General features: G+C 37.9%; 29 protein-coding genes. 8 read left to right on the forward strand and 21 right to left on the reverse strand.

The genetic code is table 11. From position 1 onward, the window contains the following. The first annotated feature begins 431 nt into the window (after positions 1-431). Both N3F66_05330 and N3F66_05335 read left to right on the forward strand, forming a co-directional pair. The gene (locus N3F66_05330; GenBank protein ID MCX8123570.1) at positions 432-914 is read left to right on the forward strand and encodes a MarR family transcriptional regulator; all 483 of its coding nucleotides are present in this window, start codon (positions 432-434) and stop codon (positions 912-914) included. Next, a complete protein-coding gene (locus N3F66_05335; protein MCX8123571.1) occupies positions 904-2,802 on the forward strand; it encodes an aldehyde ferredoxin oxidoreductase family protein in 1,899 nt (632 codons plus the stop codon). Before N3F66_05330 ends, N3F66_05335 begins: the two co-directional genes overlap by 11 nt. Before the next feature lie 66 nt (positions 2,803-2,868). Here N3F66_05335 and N3F66_05340 read toward each other — a convergent pair whose 3' ends face one another. After that, the gene (locus tag N3F66_05340) at positions 2,869-3,228 is read right to left on the reverse strand and encodes an STAS domain-containing protein (GenBank protein MCX8123572.1); all 360 of its coding nucleotides are present in this window, start codon (positions 3,226-3,228) and stop codon (positions 2,869-2,871) included. 72 nt (positions 3,229-3,300) lie between these two features. Then, complete coding sequence (locus N3F66_05345) at positions 3,301-5,505, reverse strand: UvrD-helicase domain-containing protein (protein MCX8123573.1); 2,205 nt, start codon at positions 5,503-5,505, stop codon at positions 3,301-3,303. Positions 5,506-5,935: 430 nt separating this feature from the next. On the opposite strand from N3F66_05345, the gene N3F66_05350 reads away from it, so the two are divergent. From N3F66_05350 to N3F66_05365, 4 genes are read left to right on the forward strand one after another with little or no spacing between them, the layout of a single operon-like run. Next, entirely contained in the window at positions 5,936-6,853 is a 918-nt protein-coding gene (locus tag N3F66_05350; GenBank protein MCX8123574.1) for an extracellular solute-binding protein, read from the forward strand. Beyond that, positions 6,850-7,641, forward strand: a complete 792-nt coding sequence (locus N3F66_05355) for an ABC transporter permease (protein MCX8123575.1) — start codon at positions 6,850-6,852, stop codon at positions 7,639-7,641. The genes N3F66_05350 and N3F66_05355 overlap by 4 nt, the downstream gene beginning before the upstream one ends. Further along, on the forward strand, positions 7,625-8,674 hold the full coding sequence (locus N3F66_05360; GenBank protein ID MCX8123576.1) for an ABC transporter ATP-binding protein: 1,050 nt from the start codon (positions 7,625-7,627) through the stop codon (positions 8,672-8,674). Before N3F66_05355 ends, N3F66_05360 begins: the two co-directional genes overlap by 17 nt. Positions 8,675-8,689: 15 nt before the next feature. Next, a complete protein-coding gene (locus tag N3F66_05365; GenBank protein ID MCX8123577.1) occupies positions 8,690-9,220 on the forward strand; it encodes a tetratricopeptide repeat protein in 531 nt (176 codons plus the stop codon). Here the strand turns inward: N3F66_05365 and dtd are convergent. Together dtd and trxA are read right to left on the reverse strand one after the other, a co-directional pair. Continuing rightward, positions 9,212-9,661, reverse strand: coding sequence for a D-aminoacyl-tRNA deacylase (dtd, locus tag N3F66_05370; GenBank protein MCX8123578.1), 450 nt, complete (start codon positions 9,659-9,661; stop codon positions 9,212-9,214). The genes N3F66_05365 and dtd overlap by 9 nt on opposite strands. A gap of 4 nt (positions 9,662-9,665) precedes the next feature. Beyond that, positions 9,666-9,977 carry a thioredoxin gene (trxA, locus tag N3F66_05375; protein MCX8123579.1) on the reverse strand — a complete coding sequence of 104 codons (312 nt, stop codon included), beginning with the start codon at positions 9,975-9,977 and terminating at the stop codon, positions 9,666-9,668. Positions 9,978-10,398: 421 nt separating this feature from the next. Here trxA and N3F66_05380 point away from each other — a divergent pair, with 421 nt between their 5' ends. Beyond that, entirely contained in the window at positions 10,399-11,121 is a 723-nt protein-coding gene (locus tag N3F66_05380; GenBank protein MCX8123580.1) for a 1-acyl-sn-glycerol-3-phosphate acyltransferase, read from the forward strand. Here N3F66_05380 and thpR read toward each other — a convergent pair. The 3 genes from thpR to N3F66_05395 are packed head-to-tail and all read right to left on the reverse strand — an operon-like array spanning position 11,108 to position 12,669. Further along, positions 11,108-11,671 (reverse strand): RNA 2',3'-cyclic phosphodiesterase, encoded by a 564-nt coding sequence (gene thpR, locus N3F66_05385; GenBank protein MCX8123581.1) that lies wholly within the window; start codon positions 11,669-11,671, stop codon positions 11,108-11,110. The genes N3F66_05380 and thpR overlap by 14 nt on opposite strands. Further along, complete coding sequence (gene gatC, locus N3F66_05390) at positions 11,668-11,964, reverse strand: Asp-tRNA(Asn)/Glu-tRNA(Gln) amidotransferase subunit GatC (GenBank protein MCX8123582.1); 297 nt, start codon at positions 11,962-11,964, stop codon at positions 11,668-11,670. The genes thpR and gatC overlap by 4 nt, the downstream gene beginning before the upstream one ends. 3 nt (positions 11,965-11,967) lie before the next feature. Further along, positions 11,968-12,669: a hypothetical protein gene (locus N3F66_05395; protein MCX8123583.1), complete on the reverse strand. Its 702-nt coding sequence runs from the start codon at positions 12,667-12,669 to the stop codon at positions 11,968-11,970. A 348-nt stretch (positions 12,670-13,017) separates the two neighbouring features. Between N3F66_05395 and N3F66_05400 the strand changes: the two genes are divergently transcribed. Then, positions 13,018-15,201 carry a sulfatase-like hydrolase/transferase gene (locus N3F66_05400; protein ID MCX8123584.1) on the forward strand — a complete coding sequence of 728 codons (2,184 nt, stop codon included), beginning with the start codon at positions 13,018-13,020 and terminating at the stop codon, positions 15,199-15,201. A gap of 3 nt (positions 15,202-15,204) precedes the next feature. Here N3F66_05400 and N3F66_05405 read toward each other — a convergent pair whose 3' ends face one another. The 14 genes from N3F66_05405 to N3F66_05470 all read right to left on the reverse strand — a co-directional run bounded on the left by N3F66_05405 (position 15,205) and on the right by N3F66_05470 (position 25,155). After that, positions 15,205-15,558: a YraN family protein gene (locus N3F66_05405; GenBank protein ID MCX8123585.1), complete on the reverse strand. Its 354-nt coding sequence runs from the start codon at positions 15,556-15,558 to the stop codon at positions 15,205-15,207. Positions 15,559-15,586: 28 nt separating this feature from the next. Then, entirely contained in the window at positions 15,587-16,777 is a 1,191-nt protein-coding gene (locus N3F66_05410) for an HD-GYP domain-containing protein (protein MCX8123586.1), read from the reverse strand. Between the two features lie 74 nt (positions 16,778-16,851). Continuing rightward, positions 16,852-17,118 (reverse strand): EscU/YscU/HrcU family type III secretion system export apparatus switch protein, encoded by a 267-nt coding sequence (locus tag N3F66_05415; protein ID MCX8123587.1) that lies wholly within the window; start codon positions 17,116-17,118, stop codon positions 16,852-16,854. An 11-nt stretch (positions 17,119-17,129) separates the two neighbouring features. Then, complete coding sequence (locus N3F66_05420) at positions 17,130-18,104, reverse strand: hypothetical protein (protein ID MCX8123588.1); 975 nt, start codon at positions 18,102-18,104, stop codon at positions 17,130-17,132. Further along, positions 18,101-18,757: a ribonuclease HII gene (locus N3F66_05425; GenBank protein MCX8123589.1), complete on the reverse strand. Its 657-nt coding sequence runs from the start codon at positions 18,755-18,757 to the stop codon at positions 18,101-18,103. Before N3F66_05425 ends, N3F66_05420 begins: the two co-directional genes overlap by 4 nt. Positions 18,758-18,760: 3 nt before the next feature. After that, positions 18,761-19,183, reverse strand: coding sequence for a 50S ribosomal protein L19 (gene rplS / locus N3F66_05430; protein ID MCX8123590.1), 423 nt, complete (start codon positions 19,181-19,183; stop codon positions 18,761-18,763). Further along, on the reverse strand, positions 19,180-19,881 hold the full coding sequence (gene trmD, locus N3F66_05435; GenBank protein MCX8123591.1) for a tRNA (guanosine(37)-N1)-methyltransferase TrmD: 702 nt from the start codon (positions 19,879-19,881) through the stop codon (positions 19,180-19,182). The genes rplS and trmD overlap by 4 nt, the downstream gene beginning before the upstream one ends. Continuing rightward, positions 19,878-20,396 carry a ribosome maturation factor RimM gene (rimM, locus tag N3F66_05440; protein ID MCX8123592.1) on the reverse strand — a complete coding sequence of 173 codons (519 nt, stop codon included), beginning with the start codon at positions 20,394-20,396 and terminating at the stop codon, positions 19,878-19,880. Before rimM ends, trmD begins: the two co-directional genes overlap by 4 nt. Then, positions 20,393-20,629, reverse strand: a complete 237-nt coding sequence (locus tag N3F66_05445; GenBank protein ID MCX8123593.1) for a KH domain-containing protein — start codon at positions 20,627-20,629, stop codon at positions 20,393-20,395. The genes rimM and N3F66_05445 overlap by 4 nt, the downstream gene beginning before the upstream one ends. Before the next feature lie 35 nt (positions 20,630-20,664). After that, positions 20,665-20,901: a 30S ribosomal protein S16 gene (gene rpsP, locus N3F66_05450; protein ID MCX8123594.1), complete on the reverse strand. Its 237-nt coding sequence runs from the start codon at positions 20,899-20,901 to the stop codon at positions 20,665-20,667. A 202-nt stretch (positions 20,902-21,103) separates the two neighbouring features. Continuing rightward, entirely contained in the window at positions 21,104-21,778 is a 675-nt protein-coding gene (gene rpe / locus N3F66_05455) for a ribulose-phosphate 3-epimerase (GenBank protein MCX8123595.1), read from the reverse strand. Beyond that, on the reverse strand, positions 21,771-22,799 hold the full coding sequence (locus N3F66_05460) for a PASTA domain-containing protein (protein ID MCX8123596.1): 1,029 nt from the start codon (positions 22,797-22,799) through the stop codon (positions 21,771-21,773). Before N3F66_05460 ends, rpe begins: the two co-directional genes overlap by 8 nt. Positions 22,800-22,912: 113 nt before the next feature. Further along, positions 22,913-24,415: a tetratricopeptide repeat protein gene (locus N3F66_05465; protein MCX8123597.1), complete on the reverse strand. Its 1,503-nt coding sequence runs from the start codon at positions 24,413-24,415 to the stop codon at positions 22,913-22,915. Then, on the reverse strand, positions 24,412-25,155 hold the full coding sequence (locus N3F66_05470) for a tetratricopeptide repeat protein (GenBank protein MCX8123598.1): 744 nt from the start codon (positions 25,153-25,155) through the stop codon (positions 24,412-24,414). Before N3F66_05470 ends, N3F66_05465 begins: the two co-directional genes overlap by 4 nt. Positions 25,156-25,235 lie beyond the last annotated feature (80 nt).

The following is a 25,235-nucleotide window of genomic DNA, read 5'->3' on the forward strand; positions in this document are numbered from 1 at the left end:
GATATTTTTAGCTTCACTCCCTAATTCAAAAAAAGTATATTCTTTAGAAAAATTAGAAGAAGCGTATAGAAATCTTAACGGGTGATGGCAAGGGGAATGGTGGGAGTCCCAGTGTCAATTGCGAAATATACAGAGAGATGTAAAATAATTGAAAAAAATTGCAGCAAACTAAAAGAAGCGGAATATAACATAAAAATAATATCAGTGCATATCGCCCACAAGGAAATCCACCGTAAGCTGCTAAAGTAGCTGCCATACGACACGTTGGCAGTAACATAAAGTATTGAATGAAAAATGATGCGTCAATGAATATCTATATAAATGGTGCACTTCAAACTTGAAGTAGCAGCAAAAATATATTTGATAAGTGAATAAAAAAATACTTGCAAAGTGCAAGTATTTTATTACTATTGCATCTAGGGATAAATAATATGAGCTATCGCCAAAATATGTTAAAAAAATCAAAAATTAATATTAATAAAATACTACGTGATGTATTGAAAGCAGTGTATCAGTTTGAGCGCTATAAAGAAAAATATTTTGGCATTACCTATGAACTATATTATGCACTTACTCTCATTGATGATACAAAAAAGATTACAATATCGGAAATTGCTGAAGCTTTATGCATCCCATTGCATAAAGCAACGCGGATTATACAGCGGTTACATGCAAGACAGTTAGTAAAAAGAACAATATCTTTGCATGATAAGCGGGTGGTATATGTTTCTCTCACTAAAAAGGGGATGAAATGTCTTAAAACAATTGAAGATTTTTGCTATTCTATAGTGATGAATAATGCTGCCAGTTTATCTAAAGATGAGTTGTCAATATTTATTCATGTGGCTTCAGCAATACCAGATATTTTAAAGATATCGCATTCTGCATTTAGCGAGGTAAAGTATGCCAAGTAAATTTAAAGGCTATATGGGAAAAATCTGTGACATTAATCTTTCAACAGGAGCTATTGGCGAATATCCGCTTTCAGATGAAGACAGAGAAAAGTACCTTGGTGGAAGATTTATTTCTACAAAGATTTTGTGGGATCAACTTAGCCCGGGTGCTGACCCGCTGTCAGGCGAAAATATTTTGGTTGTTATGACTTCACCTTTGACGGGCACAGGTGCACCTTCAAGTAGCCGCTTTGACATTTCAGCAAAAAGCCCACTGACAGGACTCATTGGTCATTCCAACAGTGGGGGCAATTTTGGTATGCACCTGAAGCGTGCTGGATTTGATGGTGTTGTAGTACGCGGAAAGGCATCACGGCCAGTATATATAGAATTTGATGATGGTAATGTCAGCATAAAAGATGCATCATCAATATGGGGAATGAATACACAGGATGCACAAAAAGCCATGGGTCAAGGTGGCACCTTAGCCATTGGACCCGCAGGGGAAAATCAGGTGTTATTTGCTTCTGTTGTGTCCCAGGAGCGAAGCCACGGCAGGTGTGGTATGGGAGCAGTGATGGGTTCAAAAAACCTCAAAGGTATGGTTGCGCGGGGCCAGAGTAAAATTCCTATTCACAATAATGAAGAATTCAAGAAACATGTTAAGCAATGGATAACCATGTTGCAGCAACATCCTGCAACTGGTCAATTTGCACCTCGCTACGGTACCGCTGGTTTTTTGACAGCACTTTCAATGAATAATGCTTTGCCCACAAAGAACTTTTCTAAAGGCCAGTTTGAACATGCTTGGAAGATTGGTGGCGAGCGATTAGCTGAGGAATTTTTAGTAAAAAATTCTGGATGCATCTCATGCCCAATACGTTGTGGTAGGGTTGTTGAAATAAATGGAAAAGAAGTTAAAGGGCCAGAATATGAAATTTTATCTTTGCTTGGATCCAATATGCTCATAGATGATATGGACGCTATCATTAAGTGGAATTACCAACTTGACCTATTAGGACTTGATGCAATTACCACAGGGACATTGATGGGATTTGCAGCAGAACTCAATGAGCGTGGAATCTGGAAATGCGGGATTGAATTTGGAAAAAAAGAAAATATTTCACAGATTATTGAAGATATTGCATATAAACGGGGTATTGGCAAGGAGCTATCGCAAGGTGTAAGGTACCTTGCAAAAAAATACAATGCACAAAGTTTTGCACCTCATGTCAAGGGCTTAGAACTGGCTGCGTATGAGCCGCGAGCTTCAGTAGGGCACGGATTGGGGTATGCTACTGCCTCGCGTGGTGCGTGCCATTTAGATGGTGGGTATATGATATACTTTGAGGTTACAGGGCCGGTCACACTCAATCCGCATCACTATCGATCAAAACCATCATGGACAATACTTGACCAGAATCTGCTTGCTGCGGTCAGTGCAGGCGGCAATTGCCTTTTTACTTCATGGACTTTTGTTCCAAATATTGCATATAAAGTGCCCGGGAGAAAATGGCTTTTTTCACTTATGCGATTTATTCTAACGCATACATGGATACTCATTGACTTTACAGTTAAAATGCCCAAATGGCTTATGCACTTTCATGTGCCATTACTTCCGCATACAAAAGCTATTGAGCTTGCCACTGGTATGAAAATGGATTTTGGCAGATTTTATTGTGTTGGAGAGCGCGGTTATACCTTAGAGCGGATGTTTAATATACGTGAAGGGTTAACTGCACAAGATGATACATTGCCCGCTCGGTTTACAAATGAACCACTGATGTTTGGAAAGAAGGGATATACTGTGCCTCTATCTGCAATGTTAAAAAAGTATTATGCTCTCAGAGGATGGGATAAACAAGGGAAGCCCACACGTAAACTTTTGAAGAAACTTGGAATTGAATAATATCAAACGTATATAAAAGGAAATTGCAAAACTAAAGCTTAAAAAAATTGGATGTGCAGTATTGCATCATGCTCTTGTAGTAATGTTTTTGAGGGCTTCTTCATTTGTTTGATAAATGTTGACAAAATCAGTAATGCCAACAATATCCATTACTTTTTGAAAATGCTGTGAAAGCCCTGTGAACACCACCTTTCCGCCAAAATCGCCTAAATCCTGAATAATGTTAATTAATGTAGCTATCCCTGCAGAATTTATATATTTTGTCTTATTAAAGTCTATTATAAGGTAAAAAGGGGAATGTTTTTCTTTAAGTTCCCGGTAGCTATTCATGATATCATTATCAGCTTCAGAAGTAATATCACCCTCCAGGATAAGAATAGGAACATTACTCACTATCTTTGATGAAACCCGATGTGTTTTTTCCATAATCCAGGCCTTATAGTAGAATTTCTTAATATATAATTAACCAATTTTTAATATATAATGTCAAGAAAAAAATTATGATACAGGTTCAAGTGGTGTGTAACGCTCTAAAAAAGTTTTGGTGAAACCGTTCAGAAATCGTATAGTCAACTTAACATTATCACCTTTGCCCTGTATTGAAGTAATAGTACCAATGCCAAATGAAGGGTGTTTGACTCTTTGATGCACTTTAAACTTGGAATCGGAATTTTGGCTATGCGTGTTGCTATAATAATTTTCAGGAACCATAGTATAATTATTACCTGATAAGGTCTTGGGAATATCCCAGGTATCATACAATGAGTTATACACCTTAAACTCACACAGTGATGATGGCAATTCGCTTAAAAATCGTGATGCTTCTTTATATTGGGCAGTGCCCCAGCTGCGTCTTAGTTCTGCTGATGTAATAAACAGCCTGTCTTTTGCGCGAGTCATACCTACATAACACAGGCGCCGTTCTTCCTCAATTCCTTCTTCTGTATCGCTTGCATTGGCATGTGGGAATAAACCTTCTTCCATACCAGTTAAAAACACAACTGGAAATTCAAGCCCCTTAGCGTTATGCACCGTCATAAGAGTGACAGCATCCTGAACAGTACCGTTTGTTTCATCAGCTGGTGTAAGAAGCGAAATGTCCTGTAAAAATTCATCAAGTGTTGCAAGGGGTTTGAGATGTTCATATTCAAATATGCTGTTAACAAATGCATCGATATTTTCAAGCCTTCCGCGCGCTTCAATGCTGTTTTCAGCTTCAAGGGTCTTTTTATATTGGGTTTCGTTTAAAATGCTGATGCACAAATCAGAGAGCGTATAGTGCTGTGGTGTAAGCGCTGCTTTGTCAATTAATTTCTGCATTGTATCTTTGAATGAAGCAAGTGCAGGCGATAGTTTGTATGAGTATGTCTCACTGTTGGCGATGATATCCCATTCGCTGACTGCATGTATGTATGCTGCATCCCTAATTTTTTCTATAGTTGATGCGCCAATGCCACGCGCTGGCGTATTGATGATACGCAGCAGCGAAACGGTATCGTGCTGATTTGCGATAAAACGCATGTATGCCATTATGTCTTTTATTTCTTTACGCTCATAAAATTTTACACTGCCTATCACCACATATGGTATATTTTCCTTTCTAAGGTATTCCTCAAAAATTCGCGATTGTGCATTGGTTCGGTAGAATATTGCAAAGTCTTTGTTTGTGTAGCCTTCTTTATGTTTGAGGCTTATGATAGTGTTGATGACATACTCTGCTTCCCCATATTCGTTGTTGGCGGTGCACACTATTATTGGTTCGCCATCGCCGCGGTGTGATGTAAGTTTTTTGTCTTTTCGCTTATAATTGTTTTTGATAACATGCCAGGCAGCTTTAAGGATTGGTTCAGTTGAGCGATAGTTCCTGTGTAAGGTTATTACAGTTGCATTGGGGTAATCTTTTTCAAAATTTAAAATATTGCGGATATCAGCACCACGCCAGGAATAAATTGATTGATCATCATCGCCCACAACACAGATGTTCTTTGTTTCTGATGATAAATATTTTGCAATTAAGTACTGTGCAATATTTGTATCCTGGTATTCATCAATCATGAAATATTTCCATCGGGATTGTAGCGTGTGTAAAACTTCTTTATTGCGCAAAAGCTGAACTGTACGTACTAAAAGATCGCTAAAATCAAGTGCATTTGCAGCCGTAAGCTTTTCATGGTACTTGGTAAAAATTTCATGAAAATTGAAAGAGTGGAATTTATGCAAAAGTTTGGTTACATCTCCACCTTCAATGTAGTGTATGCTCTCCTTAATGTGTGAAATTTTTTCAGCAATCATTGATGGTTTGACTGCCTTGGGATCAATATGAAGGTCGCGTAGTATATCCTTAATCACTGATTCTTGATCATGGTCATCGTAAATGGTAAAATTGGAAGGAATACCAATAGCATTACCATGACGCCGCAATATATATACCGCAAGTGAGTGAAATGTTTTAATCATCACACTTTCTGCAATGGGGCCAATGAGATCTTTTATACGGGTTTGCATCTCTTGAGCGGCTTTATTGGTGAATGTGACGGCAACAATAGCATACGGGGGTATGCCAGCATCTTTTATAAGATGGGCTATTCTGTAGGTAATTACGCGGGTTTTCCCTGAACCAGCACCAGCCAGTATTAGAAGGGGACCATTAATATGAGTTACGGCCTTATATTGTTCTTCGTTGAGCTTTTGCACTAATTCCATGGTGTTTTTTAGTTAATTTAGTTGTTGTCTATGTTTACAGAGATAGTACGTTTTGCCATATAACTGTAATGTATACATCATCACTGCCATAGTATGGTGACAGTACATTAATGACATAATTAATACTACAATGAATTGTTCAAGATAAAAATATAAAAAATTACATCTGTTTAAGGATTTTTACTTGCAAAGTAAGTGAAATGCAAAACAGTAGAAGAAGAAATCTAAAACACTTTTTTTATGGCAGGTTATCTGTGAGTGAGGTGAGCATCACAAAATGGATGAAAATAGGTATACAAAATGTCATCCTGGACTTGATTCAAGATCTCAATTGAAGAAAAGATTACAAATCACGTATATAGTGATAGTGTGAGGACTTTTCAATCCATAGTACATTGCTAAATCACTTATTCTTAAGGAAATTCAAAGAGTGAAAAAAATAATTGCAATCATGCTCATATGCATATTTGTCAGTTGTGCTGATACAGACAAGCAGCATATTGTGATATTCCATGCCGGCAGCCTATCGCCATTATTTAAAGAATGCAAAAGTCAATTTGAAAAAATTCATAACTTTACCGTACTTTTGGAAGCTTCAGGGAGTGTGGATGCTGCCCGCAAGATAGTTGATTTAAAAAAACAATGTGATGTAATTGCACTGGCTGATGCCAAACTTTTTGAAAGCCTGCTGAAAGAGTACTGCGCTTACTGGATTGGATTTGCAGGCAATGAAATGGTGCTTGCATATTCTCCGGAAAGCAAATATGCTACACAATTAGCTATAAACTGGTTGGATGCGTTGAAAAACTATCCTGTTGTGTGCTCACGCTCTGACCCTCTTCGCGATCCTTGTGGTTATAGAACACTCTTGGTGTGGAAACTGGCTTCGCTGTTATACCACAATCCAAAGCTTGAGGCGCTGTGTGAAAAACGGTCGCCAGTACAGTATATGCAACCAAAAGAAATTGATGCAATAACGCTGGTTGAAACTGGAGCGTGTGATGCTGTATGGATATATAAGTCGCTAGCAGTACAACGAAATTTGCCATTTGTTACTTTTGATGAACGGATAAATTTAAGCAATACTCGATATAATAATTATTATAAAAATGCATGTATCACACTCAAAGATTTTATGCGTATGTATACCATCTGTGGTGATGCAATCCTGTATGGTGTAAGTATTCCAAAAAATGCTGGTAACACACAAGGTGCAGTTGAATTTATACAATTTCTGCTTTCACCAAAGGGGAAGGAGTTGATTCAAAGACACGGATTTACCAGTACTTTGTATGTTAACAATCTCAATGCACTTCCTCAACCTTTAAAGAAGGTGGTAGCTCAATGAAAGGAACTGTTATATTTTATATAAGTATAGTCACACTATCACTTTTGCTTAGTGTTATCATCATTGTGCCTATTGCTTCTATGGTGTTTTCGGTGAATGTGGTAGAGCTTTATGCTGCAATCACTGACCAAGAAATTATCAGGTCACTGCTTCTTACATTTGAGTGTGCCATGTATGCCACTGTGATAGCAGTTATGCTGGGCATTCCGCTTGCTTATATTTTTGCGTATATTGAATTTCCATTAAAACGATTTATTATAACACTTTTTGATATTCCAATGATAATTCCCCATACTGCAAGTGGCATAGCACTGTTGTTTGTATTTGGCAGTGGTAAAATTGGCAGCATGTTGCATTCTGCTGGTATTGAGTTTGTTGGTGCAAAAACAGGAATTGTGATTGCAATGACGTTTGTGGCAATACCATATTTTATCAATGCCGTACACAATGGATTTGCATCAATTGATGCACGGCTTATTAATGTTGCGCGTACGCTGGGCGCTACAAAAAGCCAATGTTTTGTCCACGTCATTGTGCCGTTATCGTTCAGGGCCATAGTTACCGGTGCATTAATGATGTGGGCCAGAGGAATTAGTGAATTTGGCGCAGTGGTTATTATTGCCTATCATCCAATGATAGCGCCTGTGTTGCTGTATGACAGGTTTACTGCGTATGGGCTTAAAGGCTCACATCCTGTTGCAGCATTGCTGATTATATTCTGTATTATATTCTTTGTGATTTTACGCGTTGCTCTGACATATAGGGAAAAACATGCTTACTCTCCATAATATTTACTGGCAAAATGCACAGTTTACACTGTCAATCCCTTTCCTTGAATTTGCCGATCATGCACACTGTATGATTATGGGCAGATCAGGCTCAGGGAAGACGCTTTTGCTGTCAATCATTGCTGGTATCGTGAAGCCACAATCAGGAAATGTGCTGGTAGATGGCGGTAACATAACCAGTGTGCCGCCACACAAGCGAGGTATAGCAATGGTATATCAGGAGCCATTACTTTTTCCGCATTTGTCAGTTTATGAAAACATCTGCTTTGGTCTTGTGATGCAGCGGGTGCAAAAAACAATTATAAATGATAAAGCACATGAAGCAATGAAATTGTGCAATATTGAACATTTGAAAAACCGTGATACCAGAAATTTAAGTGGTGGGGAAAAACAGCGTGTTGCATTTGCACGAGCTATCGTTACAGAGCCAAGAATTTTACTGTTAGATGAACCGTTCACCTCGCTTGACCCTGTGTCAAAAGAAGAATTAGTTGCGTTACTGCAACGCATAAAAAAGTACTATAACCCAATGATTATACATGTGACCCACGATTTTGATGAAACTGTATCAATGGGCGATTACCTATATGTGCTAAGTGGTGGGAAGATCATTCAGCATGGTAGTGTGCTGGATGTGTATCGGTATCCTCAGGATGTGTTTGTTGCAGCCATGGTGGGAGCAAGGAATATTTTTACCGGGAAGCTAGTGCATTCAAAGGAGGGTGCGTATTTTGTTACTCACAAAGGCTTGCGGTTTTTCTTGGGCAATTTTAGTGCAGGAAACCCTACGCATGCAATTGTCCGTTCGGAAGATATTATCATTGCAAAAAGAATGCAACACAGCAGTGCAACAAATCAGTTTAAAGGAGTTGTCACCGACATTACAGAAATTAAGGGGCTGTATAAGGTGAGCATAGATATTGGTGAAACCATACAATCGGTAATCACAAAGCGCTCCCTTATTTCGTTGAATATAAAAAAAGGAGCAAAAGTTGTTGTAATTTTTAAAGGCAGTGCAGTATATTTGTTGTAACAACAGAGGTAGTCAATGCAGCGATTATTTCATTACACTTTTCTGATAACTTTACTGTGTGTCCTTTCTCAAGGAGCTATCGCACAAAATCCGCTGGAAGCTAAAAGGTTAAACCAGTTGGGGCTACAGTTACTTGAATGTGGCAACTATCAAAAAGCATCTGAGTATTTTAATTATGCAATACAAGCCGATCCATCAAATAAACTTTTCTACAATAACTGTGCCGTTGCATATATGAATATGAAAGAGTATCGCAAGGCAAAGGATATGCTGGCGATAGCTCTGGTAATTGATCCTCACTATGTCAAAGCACTCACCAACATGGCAATTGTGAGTTTTCATTTATTACAATTTGCTGAAGCGTATAGCTATTACACAAAAGCGCTTGTAGCCGATAGCTCATATACAAAAGAACGCTTCAGGATAGATAAAGTCATTGCAGGCGTAAAAAAGGTACAGAGTGAAAATCCCAATAACTCAGATGTTAAAGAGATTCTGCGGCAACTGGAAATAATTAAAAATACAAATGATGCCACGTTAAAATAATTTTGAACTATCTAAAAGTATTGTAACAGGCCCATCATTAATAATGGAAACCTGCATATAAGCTTGAAATTTTCCCTGCTGCACTTTTGGATAATGCTTGGCACATAATGAAACAAATGCATCAAAGAATTGTGATGCCTGTTGGGGCTTCATTGCACTGGAAAAGGAAGGCCGTCGTCCTTTGCGGGCATCACCATACAGTGTAAACTGTGGCACGATAAGAAGCTCCCCACCAACATCAGCTACTGATAGGTTCATAAATGAATCTGCATCATCAAAGATGCGCAATCCGATTATCTTATGGCAGATGTAGTTGAGGTCGTTGTCTGTATCAGTATCGGTAAAGCCAACAAACACACACAACCCTTTATTTATGGAAGCTATAATATGGCTATCAACTGCAACGCTAGCCTGGCGTACTCGCTGGATTACTGCCCGCATTGTTTTACAAAAGTTTTTTCTTTAATACATTTTCAGGTTGAACACCAATCATTCGGTCAATCTCTTTGCCATTTTCAAACAGAATGAGCGTTGGAATTGATGAGATGCCATAACGCTGTGCTGTTTCAGGATTGTTATCCGTGTTTACCTTTACTATCTTTGTTTTTATTTCAGGATCCTGAGACAACTTTTCAAGTATTGGGGTTTGCATTCGGCAAGGACCGCACCAGGGTGCCCAAAAATCAACCAGCACTTTGCCATTATGTTCAAGTACTTCAGAACTAAAATTACTATCGTTTATTTCTACCAAGCCCATGATTACCTCCACATAATTTCAGATTACAATAATAGCATACAGATATATAAATTCAATAATTATTCTGTTACATATAATGGTATTTGTAATATTTTAGAATATAGCCAATATGGTTTAGTAGAACACAACATTATATTGATTGTATATAAAATTATTGTCAATTCAAAAGATTGGAAAGCAATGCTATAAGTTATTTTTTTTTTAGTTAAATTATAAGTATAGACAATAATAAAATAAGTTTATGTAATGTTTACATATTCTTTTTATTTGACATGCAGCTATGGGTTGATACAAATAATAAAATCTAATTTCAATAGTATATCCATTACTATGGTTTGTTGCAGTGTATACACTATAAAACAAAAGTGCATAGTAAATCGGGGGAAATGGTTACAGGCAACTATTATAAGGAGTTTTACGCATGCTAACAATTAAAAATCTTTTTAAGTCTATCTGGCTCATCATGTGGGCTTCGCTGATGAGCGTATTGCTTTTTATACCTATGACTGTGGCTGCTGTATTTTCAGTTACCGGTAATCTGGCGTTTAACATTTCCAAGATATGGGCATGGACAATGCTTATAGTAACTGGTGTAAAGGTGCACATAAAAGGTAGGGAAAAAATACAGCCTGGTGTGCAATATGTAATTATCAGCAATCATCAATCTCAGTACGATATATTAGCTCTAGTGACATCGTTAAAAATACAATTCAGATGGGTGATTAAAAAAGAATTGCTGTATGTACCATTGTTTGGATGGGCGCTGTATGCCGCAAAAAATGTATTTATTGACAGGGGTAACAGGGAAAAAGCCATAGCAAGCATTAACAGGGCCGTCAACCGTTTACCAAAGGGCGTTAGTATACTGGTATTTGCAGAAGGAACACGTTCAAAAGATGGTTCATTGCAAAAATTTAAAAAGGGTGGTTTTACAATAGCCATAGAACGAAAGATGCCCATTTTGCCAGTAGCAGTCAAGGGAAGCAGGGAAATTCTTCCTAAGGGCAGTTTTGTTTTTACCCGTGGCAGCATTGAGGTAGTGGTGTGTGATCCTATACCAGTTGAAGAGTATACTCACGAAAGAATTGATGAATTGATTAATAAAACTCATACAATTATAGAAGACGAACTCAAGAGAAGTTAATTTCCCTCAGCTGTGTATATATTGGTCCTGTGGGGGTTAGCTTTGATGAAAAAAGCACAATGCGATTGAATACTGCAGAGCCAAATTCTGCTCTCTCTAAGGATTTCAGCTTCTCGTTAATCTTTTCTGTTAGTTTTCTTCCCTTTCGGATGCGTGCAAGGGTAAGGTGTGGCACAAAGGGGCGGTTTTCTTCTTTTATGCCAAATTGTTTTACAAATGACTCCATTTGCTTTGCCAGCTGATTCATTGCTTTTTCATTGGTAATAATCCCAGTCCAAAGTACTGAAGGGTTTTTGCTGTTGGGAAACATCCCAATTCCCTTCACAGTATACTCTAAGGAGGATAGCTGTATTGCAATAGTACCAAATGCTTTTTCTATTGCATGTGCAACATTACCTTCGCACTCACCAATAAATTTAAGTGTTAAGTGGTATTGTGCAGGTTCTACTACTTTTAACACATCAGAGAAAGCTGATAATGTGTTGTATACGGGTTTTAGATTAGTGATAATTAAATCATCAATCGGCAATGCAATAAATAGCCTGTTCATTCTATCTCCTCAATGATGCGTGGTACAATAAAATGGTTTTTTTCAAACTGTGGTGCTATTTTTTCAACTTCTTCAACTGACAGAGATTGATGTACAGTATCTTCTCTAAACACATTGGATAGTGGAACTATATGATCAGCGGGTTGCACATTGGTGGTATCAAGTTCATTTATCTTTTCAACATAGCGGATAATGTCCTCAAGCTGCCTTGCAAACTCTTGTTTTTCTTGTTGAGTAAGCTCTAAACGGGCCAATTCACATACTTTGTTTATTACTGATTCATCAAATTTCATTTACTAATCCTCCATGGTGGTTTTAAGGAAATGATTGCCTTTTGTCCTATATTCTTTACGTACAAATGTACAATCAACAATTTTTTCAACAGTGGGCAACTTTATTACAACCTGCACAGTGAATTGGCGCTCACTCACCGGGATCCATTTTCCTGCTACCACCATGCAGTGGATATCTGCTGGTAGAATAAAGGGAAGTGTGTAGGGAATGACATCATTTTCAAAATCAATTTTCTGAATTTTACCGGTGTATGTGAGCAATCGTTGTGGGGTTAGCAGTTCTTCTGTCTTTATGAATCCATAGGCTGGCGAGGATAAATAGCTTTTCAATTCATCTTTAGTAAACACTGGTGTACGGTTGTTGCCGTAAATAACTGCAATCTCTTTTATTAAAAGAGGCTGATTGCTTTTATTTTCAATCAAAATAAGAAAAAAGGGTATTTTAGGCAGTCTTCCACTTATTGACCTGTCAATGAACTTGCTGCTGGTAGCAATTCTTGTCCAGGTGTCTTCGGTAAATGGCTCTATAGTTACGGTAATGTCATTATTAGTTATTGTTGCAATTGGCTCTTTAGTCTGTGACTCTACCGTGTGAACAAGTCCAAATTGCGTTTTACATGCCACTAAAAGAGATAGTAATACTATTATTGTTCTATACATAACCTGTGTACCTTTGGTAAAAACAATAAAAGGGCGATAGCTCATTTGTAAAGTTTTTTAAATATAAAGAAATAAGAAAATTTAATCACAGACTAAAGCTATACAGGATTATTCGGCTTGTTTGGATGCGGCAAACCTTTTGCAGACTCAAGTGCAGCTGACCCGATAGGATGCTATTGTTTAGAATGCAGTGGAATGATTAAAAACTACAATACGTGAGCACAGTGTTATATATACGTTTGCTATTGTACTTTGTACCTTGCAATAACCAAGTAGAAATAAACATCATTGTCAATGGTAATGAATCAATCTATAAATCAAATAAAAAAAAATTTATTGCAATAATCCCGTCATCTGCACTTTATGCATAGAATTGAAGGTTGAAAAAAATTTATGCGAAAATATTCTATTGTTTTAGCAATTCTATTGTATACTGCCTGTGGCAAGCAGCCAGTTGTGACAAATTTGTTGAATACAGATTTTGCCATTGAATACAATATACAGTATTTGCAGAATTTGTATTCCAACACCATTTATATTGATCCATGGATGAAAAAGCCATATATTGTAAAAATTGCTCATGACATTGATATAGAAAAAAAATGGTCAAAAACAACGCGCTCACTAGTGCTTGCAGCAACAAAACAAAAAAAGGCACGAGTTTATTTTCCACTGCTTCACAAAGGGGTTTTGTCGTTTGACTGTGCATCATTGGGTAAGGGAAGGCTTTCTATTCAGTTACTATCGCCAAAAAAAAAGATAGTATTGGGGCACTATGAACTCACATCATTGCCCTTTAAATCATTGAGCTTGGCAATAGATACAATACCAGCTGATTCAAAACTTGTGATGGAATTTGAAACTGATAGTGAAAAACCAGAGTATTGTTTTATTGCCAATGCGTTTGTGCAGCACAGGCCAAATAATTCTAAGCCAAATGTGGTGTTTATTTCTGTTGATGCATTGCGTGCTGACGCTGTTCACTGTATTGTACCAAAGTACAATATCACACCTAATATTGATGCGCTATCAGCTGATGGGGTTGCGTTTACCAATCACTGTGTTGTTGTCAACTGGACGCGCCCTTCCACCATTGCAATGCTTGCCTCCGTGTATGGCTCTGCAACGGGAGTCAACATTTACTACTTTCAGGTATCAAATCAGGAAAAGAAATATTTTTATAATCAAAGTGGTGTGCTGCCACTGCCTGTGCTATTTAGTCAACATGGTTATATAACCCGCTCCATTGGCAACAATGCATTTATACTGGACCATACTGGTATTGGTGTTGACTTGGGCTTTGACGATATGTCCGAATACCAGCGTCAGTGGGAAGATACCATGGATATTGCTGATGAAGTGATACAATGGTTGAACGCCAATAAAGATAAGCCGTTTTTTCTTTTCATTAATTTTAATGCTCCGCACAATGCCTATATACCACCACCAAAATATTTGGATCCACTGCGAAAATCAGTCAAAGGTGTGCACCCATGGTTTAGGCGCTATTTAGGCGAAGTAGCGTACACCGATGATTATGTTGGCAGGGTAGTTGCAACATTGAAAAAGCTTAATCTATACGATAATACAATTATTGTACTAACAACTGATCATGGTGAGGTTTTCAACAGTGCACATGAACATAGCCCTTACACTGACAAGAAGTCAATATTTACTCATGGGCAAACGCTCTTTGATGAAGAAATCCATGTACCATTGATTATAAAATTTGCTAAAGATAATGAAGTAAAGTCAGCAAAAGTGGCATATCAGGTGCGTAATGTTGACATTGCACCAACGGTATGCATACTTGCAAAGCTTCCTGTGCCCGATAGCTACCAGGGCAAAAGCCTGCTCCCATTGATTGAAGGGTCAGAGCATGCTGATAGACCTGTATACTGTGAGGGGAGGCTTATGTATGGGGTACGCATCGACAATTTTAAATATGTAGAGAAGTTCTATGGCTTTGGGGTTAAACCGCATCACTGGGGTGGTGCCATGGTTGATGAATATTATGAATTATACGATTTACAAAAAGATCCTGAAGAGCTAAACAACATTGTGAATGTAAATACGCAAAAAGCCAGGGAAATGCAAAAGAAATTGTATGCTCTGAGATTTACTCAGCCTGAGAATGTTCTGTATGCAAAAAATGATGTTAAAGGCAGTATATCCGTACAGCAAGGATTTTTTTATACACTGGAGTCTGATGGCAAGGTAGAAAAAATTAACAGGCAGCAATATACGTTCAGCCTTAAAAAAGGGCAAAAACTGGTATTCTCAACCATACCATCCCGCACTACGTATTACATCCAGTCAGAAAGTATGGTATTGTGGGGATACAGTGGTACTGTACTCCCTAAAGTAGGCAACCGGTATGTCTTTGATACAACACAGGTCCTTTTGCAAAAAGTGCCTGATGAGGCTGCGTTGGGCTTATTCCCTGATGATTTAATTGTGTGGAGTAAACAACAAAAGGGTGGTATACAAGCAGTTTTGGAGGATGTTCCTATTTCTAGTGAAATGAATACACTGCTTAAGCAATGGGGCTATATACAGAATGGTGGTGCTCGTTAAAATCTAACGGATTATATCCTGAATCCATTCAACAGTTTGGCCCAAAATGGAGATGCAGTCAAAACGGATGGTAAATTGTGTGGTATTGTATTGAGGATATTGTGTCAAGAAGTATGTTGCAACCGCACGCAGTGATTTTATTTTTTTATGAGTGATAGCGTATGATGGATTACCAAATGCTGGTGTATGACGCGTTTTAACCTCAAAGAACACTAGGAGATTATTTTTTGTGCCAATAATGTCAATTTCACCATAACGACCGTATCTAAAATTTTGAGCAATAATAGTAAACCCCTGATGTTCTATATACTCTTTTGCCAGGGATTCGCCCTGGTTGCCGTACTGATAATTATTCATTATTGTGTTCCGCTATGTATATTTTACATTACAATACTTCAAATAGATTGACGCCAATTTCAGATTCATCCAGTGCACGGGTAATGTACAGTGCTTTTTCTTCAAGCAAATTGACTATGATGGTATCAGTGAATCGCTTTTTGTTTGAATCAATAATAAGTTTCACTATAGGGCGTAAAGGCTTTTGCGGGATAGACCCTATTACAATGCCTATAGTACCATTGTTCAGCTCAACGATAGAACCAATTGGATATACCGACATGCGTGACAGAAACACTCGCAGGATAACTGGGTCAAATTTATTGATGCCACTTGAAAGCAGATTTTTCATTGCCTGATAAAAAAATACCCGCTTGCGGTATGCCCTATTTGCTATTTGAGCTTCGTATGAATCAGCTATTGCTGCAATACGTGCATATTCATCAATTTGTGTGCCTTTTAATCCTCGTGGGTAACCTTTGCCATCGTACTGTTCATGGTGCTGCAGGCACACAAGGGCACTTTTTTCGGGTATTTTGCCAAGCTGACGCAATGCCTTGTATCCATGCAGAGGGTGCGTTTTTATCTGATTAAATTCATGCTCGGTGAGGTTGGATTGCTTGTGCATAATGTATGCAGGTAATTTTATCATACCTGCATCAATAAGCATGGTGCCAATGCCAAGTTCACGAAGCTTAAGAGGAGTGTATTTTAAAGCCATACCTATGAGCAATGAGTAAAACGTAACATTTACCGAATGGACAACTAAATAGTTTTTGCCTTCTTCCAAACCATATAAAAACAGAAAGATATTGGGATAATTTTTCATAATTTCAATTATCTTTGTAAGGGACACATCAATTCCATCAATAGAAAACTGTTCATCTGCTTTGATAGCATTATGGACATTAGCTACCGCTTTGCAGGCTTCTTTATGAATTTCTATAAGGGGTACCCGCTGAGTGAGGAGTTTATTGTAGTCATCAATAATCTTTCTGGCTTCATCGCTTTCGGTCATGGTTGCTCGGGCTGTTGCAGCTTTAATTTCCTGCTCGGTAGAAACTAAATTACCTGCAGTTTCAACCTCGCTGACACCCCAGCGCATAAGTTTTTTTATGTCATCAAGCTTGATAGAGACATTGGCAGCAACCAGCATGTTGTTACTGTCTATATATACAGGTTTGTCAAACCTCATGCCGGGTTTTAATTCATCAACAGGTATTTTTCGCATTTCAGCCATAGTTGCAAGATTTTTATATTACATTATATTCATGTTTTTACAAACAAACTGTGTATACCATTCAGTACGGTATTTCAATTCAATTTTCGTCTAAAATCGCTGTTTACTCTATAACAATATGCCAGGACAATTGCTACCGCTGCGTAAAGATTTTCAGGTATGAAAGAATCTGGTTCCAGTGAAGATAACACTACAGCTAAATCTTTATCCTGATAAATTGGTATATTATACTCTTTTGCTTTGTCAAGAATACTTTTTGCAAGCTTACCTTTTCCTTTTGCTATAACCTTTGGAATTGCATCTTCTATTGAATATTTCAATGCAACTGCAATATCTTCCATTATTGAATTTCCTATACTGAATAATCGATGCTATATTGTATGTGTAACGTGTTAATTAATGCAATAATTTTTTCTTCCCACTGGCTCTTTTGTATGCATGTGCATAATGCCTTTTTGCCGGTATGTTCTTCAATCATCCTTGCAAGCAAAGTACTCTGTGGCTGTAATTTGTTAAATGATGTTTCATTGAAACAATATATTTTTACAGCTACCATATCTTTTTCATACATGACAATATTCAGCTTCCCTAAGTGGGTAAATGTGATATCAATACATACAAAATTATCATCGGCAATAATATAGGTATCATTAAATGTGGTGCCATCATAATACGGCACGGTGAATAAATTTCGGGAGCTATCGCCAAGATATTGTACAAGGCTTTCGATGTCATCCCTTGAAAGCATGGACATGATACTTTGTATTTCTTCATCTTCAAGCACAAGATTTTGCAATGAGCTATCGCCAATATTTTGTACTATATGCATAGTTAAACTTATACCAGTTTCTTTTGATAAAGTGTAACAAAATTTTTGTAGCAGTTTGTCAGGGATCCCTTTTTGCTGCAAACGCTTGAGCAAGGGAGATAACACTGTAAATGTTGCCTGCTGCGCTGCCATGCTGTCAAATAGAGCTTTATGAATTGTAAAAACAGTAAGGGCTTCTAGCTTATGCACTCTACGCAAAAATGATGGATAGTGTGGGGGTGTGGCCATAAGTATATCGTTATGTGCCACAGCCTTTGGTTCAATCAGTGAAAAGATAAAACGGTTGCCGGTGATTTTATCAAATTTAAGCAATATATGATTGGATGATGGAAGTCCTTTGGTAAAACGAGTTTCAAAAAACTGGTTGCCAACGCGCACCATAGCTGTTGTGGCGTCAATTCGTTTGGTTATTGTGCCTACTACAATCTGTCCACTTTTCAGTGCAAGTGTGGATGTCTTTGTGCTGTATGCGCTTACTATGTTATCTGTAATTTTCATTCAAATAGCGATAGTTCCTGGCAAAATAGGCTTGCAACCGGCTCATAGGTCCTTCGATGAAGGGGCGATGGGCCGCATTTTTTTATTGCTTCTATATGTTCTTTTGTTGCATATCCCTTATGGTGGGCAAAGCCATATTCCGGATATTGTGCATCAATATGCATCATATATTCATCACGGGTTACTTTGGCAATGATTGATGCAGAGGCAATGGAAATAGAACAGCAATCACCTTTAATTATGGAATGATAAGGGAGTGCTAGAGGGAATGAAAAATTGCCATCAATAAGTAGCTTATCAGGTGTGTACGGGCACTGTTGCAAAAGCCTTGTGATAGCAAAATAGGTGGCTCCATTGATATTTTTTTCATCAATGATTTCAACTGGCACCAGCAGGCAGTCCCACCACATGCAATATGTGGTGATAATATCTTTTGCTTTGGTTCTTTTTTTGTGCGATAGTTTTTTTGAATCATCTATGCACTGTACAATCTCCTTGGGTGGCTGCTTAAAGAATTCCTCAGGGTATATAACCATAGAAACAGAAAGAGGCCCCGCCAGTGAGCCCCTTCCTGCTTCATCTATGCCAGCTATGAGTTTACACCCTTTTACATATTCTTCATATTCTATTGCAAAATTTGGTTTTGCACACATACACTATTGTGCATTAGATTCAGTAGTTTCCTGGTTTTCCACAACTTCGTGTGTTGCAGGTGTTTCAATGGCCTTCTTGCGTGAACGCACTTCTTTAAGTTTGGCTGATTTACCTGTCCTTTCGCGGAGGAAATAAAGTTTGGCTCTACGTTTTTTGCCTTTTCTAACCACAGTGATTTTTTCAATTCGCGGTGAATGCAAAGGGAATATCCTTTCAACACCCACATCATAGGATATTCTCCTCACTGTGAAGGTTTTGCTAATACCTTTGTTATCTATAGCAATAACTATGCCTTCATACACCTGGATTCGCTCTTTGTCGCCTTCAATTATTCTGTAGTGGACTTTAACGGTATCCCCTACCTCAAAGTTGACATTGCGGTAACTTTTGCTAAATTCGTTTTGAACTAACTGTATTGCTTTCATTGTTCTACCTCATCTTTTTTTGCTAAATACAATCTATACAGATCAGGCCTTACTGCCTTAGTCTTTTCAATGCTTTTTTCCAAACGCCACTGCCGTATCTTTTCATGATTGCCGGAAAGCAGTATATCCGGGACCTGCATTCCGTCAATTTGGCGAGGGCGTGTGTACTGTGGATACTCTAAAAGATAATTTTCAAAGCTCTCTTCCGATAGTGACTGGGGATTGGACATAAACCCCGGTATATATCGGCACAGCGCATCTATAATTACCAGTGTTGCAAATTCGCCGCCAGAAAGGATATAGTCGCCAATTGATATTTCATAGTCAACGTAGCGGTCAATGATCCTTTGATCTATGCCTTCATACTGGCCGCAAATAAAACAGTAACTATCGTACTCAAAAAGCTTTTTAACAAGAGCCTGCGTCAGCACAGTCCCTGATGGTGAAGGGTAAATAACAATTGCATTACCCTTGTGCTGCTTTATAGCTTTACATAAAGGTCCTGGCATAAGCACCATACCGCTTCCGCCACCGTAGGGGTAATCATCGCACTGCCGGTAGTGCCCTTCGCCAAATTCCCTCAAGTTAATAATATCAAACTGGCATAGCCCCTTTTCAACTGCTTTTCCTAAAAGCCCCGTTTGCAGGGGACTTTGAAAAAATTCTGGAAACAGCGTAATGATTTTAAAGATCTTCACTCAATAAGCCCTTCAATAGGGAAAATCTCAAGGATACGCTCATCAATCCTTTGGGTACTAACCATACTTTCAACAAACGGGATAAGATATTCCTTACCTTCAGGAGTTTTTACTACCAGCGTATCCGCTGCGCCAGTTTGTACAATATCAGTTATATTGCCAAAATGGATGCTGTTATAATACACTTGGCATCCAATAATTGCCGAATAGTGAAAACTGTCACTGTCAAGATCTATTTGAGCGTCCTCAGAATCAACAAAAAGCTCGCACCCTTTTATTGCATTTGCAGCTTCTACATCATCTATGCCCTTTAAATATAAGTACCCTGTGCGGCGTGCTGCAATAGTAAAACCCGTTACAGTAAATGCTTTGTAGTGCCCTCGTATATTTACATATACTGGCACATCACCAGAAAACCGCTCAGGAAAATCAGTAATTATATGCACTTTTAGGCATCCATCAAGCCCATGGATGCCCGATATGACTCCAATACGGAAATATTCTTTACTGCTCAATCAAGTATTTCCAATACAATCCTTTTGCCAGTTTTTGTAGCTGAAGCATTTAAAATAGTTCTGATTGCACGCGCAATCCTTCCATGCTTCCCAATGACTTTGCCAATGTCTTCTTTGGTAACTTTCAATTCAAGGATAGTAGATTTTTCACCTTCAATCTCTCTAATTTCAACTTTGTCAGGATTGTCAACTAATGATTTAACCATGTACTCTACAAGTTCCTTGTAATTCATCGTTATCGCCTCCGCTTGTTAGATTGAGATAGCCTCTAAATACCGGCTTTTTTTAATAATTTTGCGATAGTATCTGTAGGCTGAGCTCCTTTTTTCAGCCATTCTACAACCTTTTCCTTATCAACCACAAATTGTTCACCTTTCACTATAGGTTGATAATGTCCCAAGCTTTCAATAACAGCACCATCACGACGTTTTCGTGAATCAACCACCACAACCTTATAAAACGGTTTCTTTTTGGTTCCAGCGCGTTGCAATCGAATCTTTACCACGTATCTACCTCCTGAAATAGTTAGTGGATGATTATTTTTTATACTAATCTTTTGTCAATACAAAATATACTACACCACAAGATTGAAATCAAGTAAACAACAATTTATGGGTAAAATATAAAGAATAAAATAATGTACTATGTAGTATAAGTATATAGTAGTGTTTAGCACAAATGTTTTACAAGTACAAAATTTATTGGGTTTATTGTTTTGCCTTTTTTGCTAATTCCAGTAGTTTTTTTGCCCTGGCATTGAAATCATCATTAGTGAATACAGCGCTTCCTGCAACTATGATTTGGGCTCCCGCTTTTACCACATCTGCAATGGTGTCTTCATTGATGCCGCCATCAACTTCAATACTGACATTGAGGTTGTTAGTAGTAATAAATGCAAAAAGTTTTTCTATTCTTTTGAGCGAGGATGCAATAAATTTTTGTCCGTAGAATCCGGGCTCAACGGACATTATCAGTACCATGTCGGTATATTCAAGAATGTCGTACAGGGATTCCACCGGTGTTGAAGGATTTATGCTAATGCCTGCTTTTATGCTGGCATTGCGTATAGTGTGTAACAGACGTACCGGTTGCTGTGTGCTTTCATAGTGAATAGTTAAAAAATAAGGCTTACATTCAATATACTGCTGTAGCGATAGCTCCGGTTTTTGAATCATTAGGTGTACATCAAGAGGTATATCAGTGTGTTGCTTTAGATTCTGTATATATCCAGGACCTATGGTAAGGTTGGGTACAAAGTTGCCATCCATCACATCTATGTGTAGGAAATGGATACAGGTGCTGTCAAACGACGACACAACAGAGCCAAGCGTTGTGAGGTCAGTGGCTATGATAGAGGGCGACAGTAATACTATATCAGTCAAATTCTTCAACATCAAAACTGAGTACCTTTACCTGTTTTTTATTACACATCACGTATACTCGTGCATTACCTGTACGGTGGAATACACAATCAATAGTATTGCCAGGTTTTAATTTCTGTGAAAAACAAAGCCGCTTTGATGAATTATCGCTTACATATATTTCATAAAGGCCTTCATCTTCATCATTGGGTACTGTGTATTTAAGACGTTCATACGCGTAATACGGCTTGTCCTTCATTTCGTAATAATACACCTGTAAGGTTACTGTTTGCCCTTCGGTTAGTGGCTGTCCTTCCTGTGGGTTTGCCTGTGCAATGATACCGCTCTGTGCAATGTCATTAGTGGGTATCACTGTAAACGTAACAAATACTTTTTTTGACATTAATAGAGGAAAGCACAGGTCAACAGATTGGCCTACAACCTTTGGCATTACAGGCTGTGTTGCACTTCCGCTTGAAACCAGCAGATTCACTTTTCGGTCAAGCAGTATCTTTTCTCCAGATTTTGGACTTTGGTCAATAACCACGTTGTCGGCGGTTTTCTCCGAGGGAATGTAGGAGATGACACCCACACGCAGTGATATGGTTTTATCATATAAATGCAGATTTTTAAGCTTGTTGAGGGCAAAAGGCAATTCCATGCCTACTACACTAGGCATATCAATGGTTAAATTACTGCGGCTTACTAATAGGCGAATGGTGCTGTTTTCAGAAACTATCTCCCCTGGTTCTGGGTATTGTCGCAATATAATATCATTGTCAATATCATGCACATCGTAAAATTTAAGCTGAGGCTTCAAACCTTTGCGAATAAGGCTGTTGTGGACATCAGCATAGCGTTTGCCAACTACATCAGGTATTTTTACTTCTTTTTCAGGTTTGGTCAATACCACTACAATGATAGCAGATACTATCAGATATATAGAGATAGCAATAAAAATTATAAAAGCAATCCTGCTGTATGGATGCTTAAGCCATCCTTTTGACCGTTCAATAATATCTTTCAATGAATAATTTGGCATTGCGTTTACCTTCTTTATGTTAGCAAAATTATAGTATATAGTAGTATCAGTACAATGAAATTTGAACACAAGCAAAATTTATATTTTGCGTCAAGAATTATTTTTGGTAATGGTTATTTGTTATCAAGAGTTTTCAATAATTCTTTAGCTTCTTGCGCTGCATTTGATTGTGGATAATATTGTAGTAGGTAATTAATTGTAGATTTTGCTAGTTCCTTGTTTCCCATTGCCAGATATGTTTGAGCAAGGCCAAAGTATCCTTCGCTTCTAATTAAAGGTTCGGGATAATTATTAAGCAATTGAGTGAATATGTGTTTTGCCTTTTCATAATCCTGTATATTTTTTAGCAGTATGTGTCCTATTCTGTACAATGCCACATTTGCTTCGGTTGTGTTTCCGGTTTCTTTTACAAATTCGTTGTATCTTTCAATAGCTTTTGTGTACTGCCCATTTGATTCAAATACCATAGCTTCTTGTAACAAGCGTTCAGTAATTCGTTCAATTCGTATACGCACAGTGTTAGTAATTCGGGGCTTGCAATCTATTTCAACAGTAGCAGCTTTACATCCTTCGGCTTTTGCTGTCACTACGTTTTTGCCTTTTTGTGCGATTGCCATAAGCTTTTTATTTTTTGTAGTACCTGCAAATGTGTCATTTATATAAATTTCCGCATCTACGGGCTCAGTAGTAATTAAAAGATTTGCAATTTTATTGTTGAGTGCATCGTCAATTGTTTTAGCAATATGCGATGCTATAGCCCTGAGGGAATTTGGAGTGACTGCATCTACACTTCCAGTAAAGATGATTTTTTGATTGCTGGAATTTATTATTCCGTAGTTGACAACAATGAGGTCAGGAAATACCCGTATATTGCCAATAATCCTGTATTCTATTCCATGAATGGTAAACAGTTGATCCGCTTTAGAATTTTCAATGATGCCAGCCATTTCCAGTGATTTTTCTTCAAGAAGGCGGCTTGTAAATTTACTTTCAATAATGCTGTTTTTGGTCTTATCAGCTAATGCGCTAGTAAGCATTTCCATAAATGTAGCGCAATATAGTGCAGTAGGTGGGTTTTCAAAAAATTCCCTGAACTCCTGAATGCCAACAGTTGGTGTGTCTTTTGTGTGTTCCAGATATTGTTGTATTTGTGAAAATGTTAAAGAAGAAAAATAGTCAGCAACCTTGCTCACTCCATTGTTGAGACCATCCGCTTCAACACCACAGGTTGAAACTATTTTCCATGATTGGATGTCCACCATACGTGCATCAACTTCGTATCTATCTAATATTTTGCCAATACTGCCAACAACAAGGTAGTCAATCTGCAGCATATCAGCTTTCCCTTTTAACACAGTGGGATCCTCAATTCCTATCTGAACCTTTTCAAGTAGATTAAGGTAGCTTTGTATGGCATTGGGTTGCCGTATGGTGATATGTTTATTGTTCGATAGTAACTGGGTAAGTGAATCTGTTGCAGATGGACTTATCGCTTCCATTGCAGGGGTGTCATCAAAAGGAGCTATCGCCACACGTATACTCTGTTCCTGACCGATCAAGAAGCTACATACAATAATTAATGTTATAATTATGGCAGGGATAATTGTTTTTTTCATAATGCGCCTCCAAGCATTCTTATCCAGGATTCAACTGCTTTGCGGTCGGGAGCATTTGGGCGCACGGTAAGATATTTTTTATACCACTCTATTGCTGCTTTACTGTTTTTTAATCGCGTTTCATAGAGTATGCCTAAGTTTTTATACGCTGGTGCAAAATCAGGTTTTGTAGTAATACATTTTTTTAAATATTCTTCAGCCTGAGAATATTTTTGTGTTTGGGCATAAAGCAAGGCCAGGTTATTCATTGCCGTGAACATTTTTTGGTCATATTTGATAGCAGTAAGGTATTCTTCAATAGCTTGAGGGTATTTATATTGCTTGTATAACGAGTTGCCCAATTCAAAGTGTGCTGGTGCAAAGTCAGATTTTAACTTTATTGCTTCTTCTAATTCTTTTTGAGCATCCTGATAGCGTCCAACTTCATTATATGATTTCCCTAACAGGTATCGGGAGGTATAGAGGTTTGGCTGATATTTTACCGCGTTCTGGGAGTAATCTAACATTAATGCAATATTGCCTTTTAATGCCAGTAACTGGGCAATTTGAGTGGATGCAACAGCTTTTTCGTAATCATTGGGAGCTTTGAGGAGTTTTTCTTTGAGTTGTTCAATCTGTTTATTTATGCTGGTTTTAGAAGCAAGGTTTGCTTCCCGAGCGACAATTGCCGCCTCATCCTTTTTGCTGCATGCAGAGCACAGAAACAGAATAAAAATAAGAAATGGTATTATGTGTTTCATAATAACCTTCGTAATGTTTTTTAAGATTATTGTGCCAGTACTTTGTGCACTTTGGTTGCAAATGTGTTCAAATAAAATGA

It is taken from the genome of Spirochaetota bacterium, assembly GCA_026414805.1.
In the GTDB taxonomy this organism is placed as follows: domain Bacteria; phylum Spirochaetota; class UBA4802; order UBA4802; family UB4802; genus UBA4802.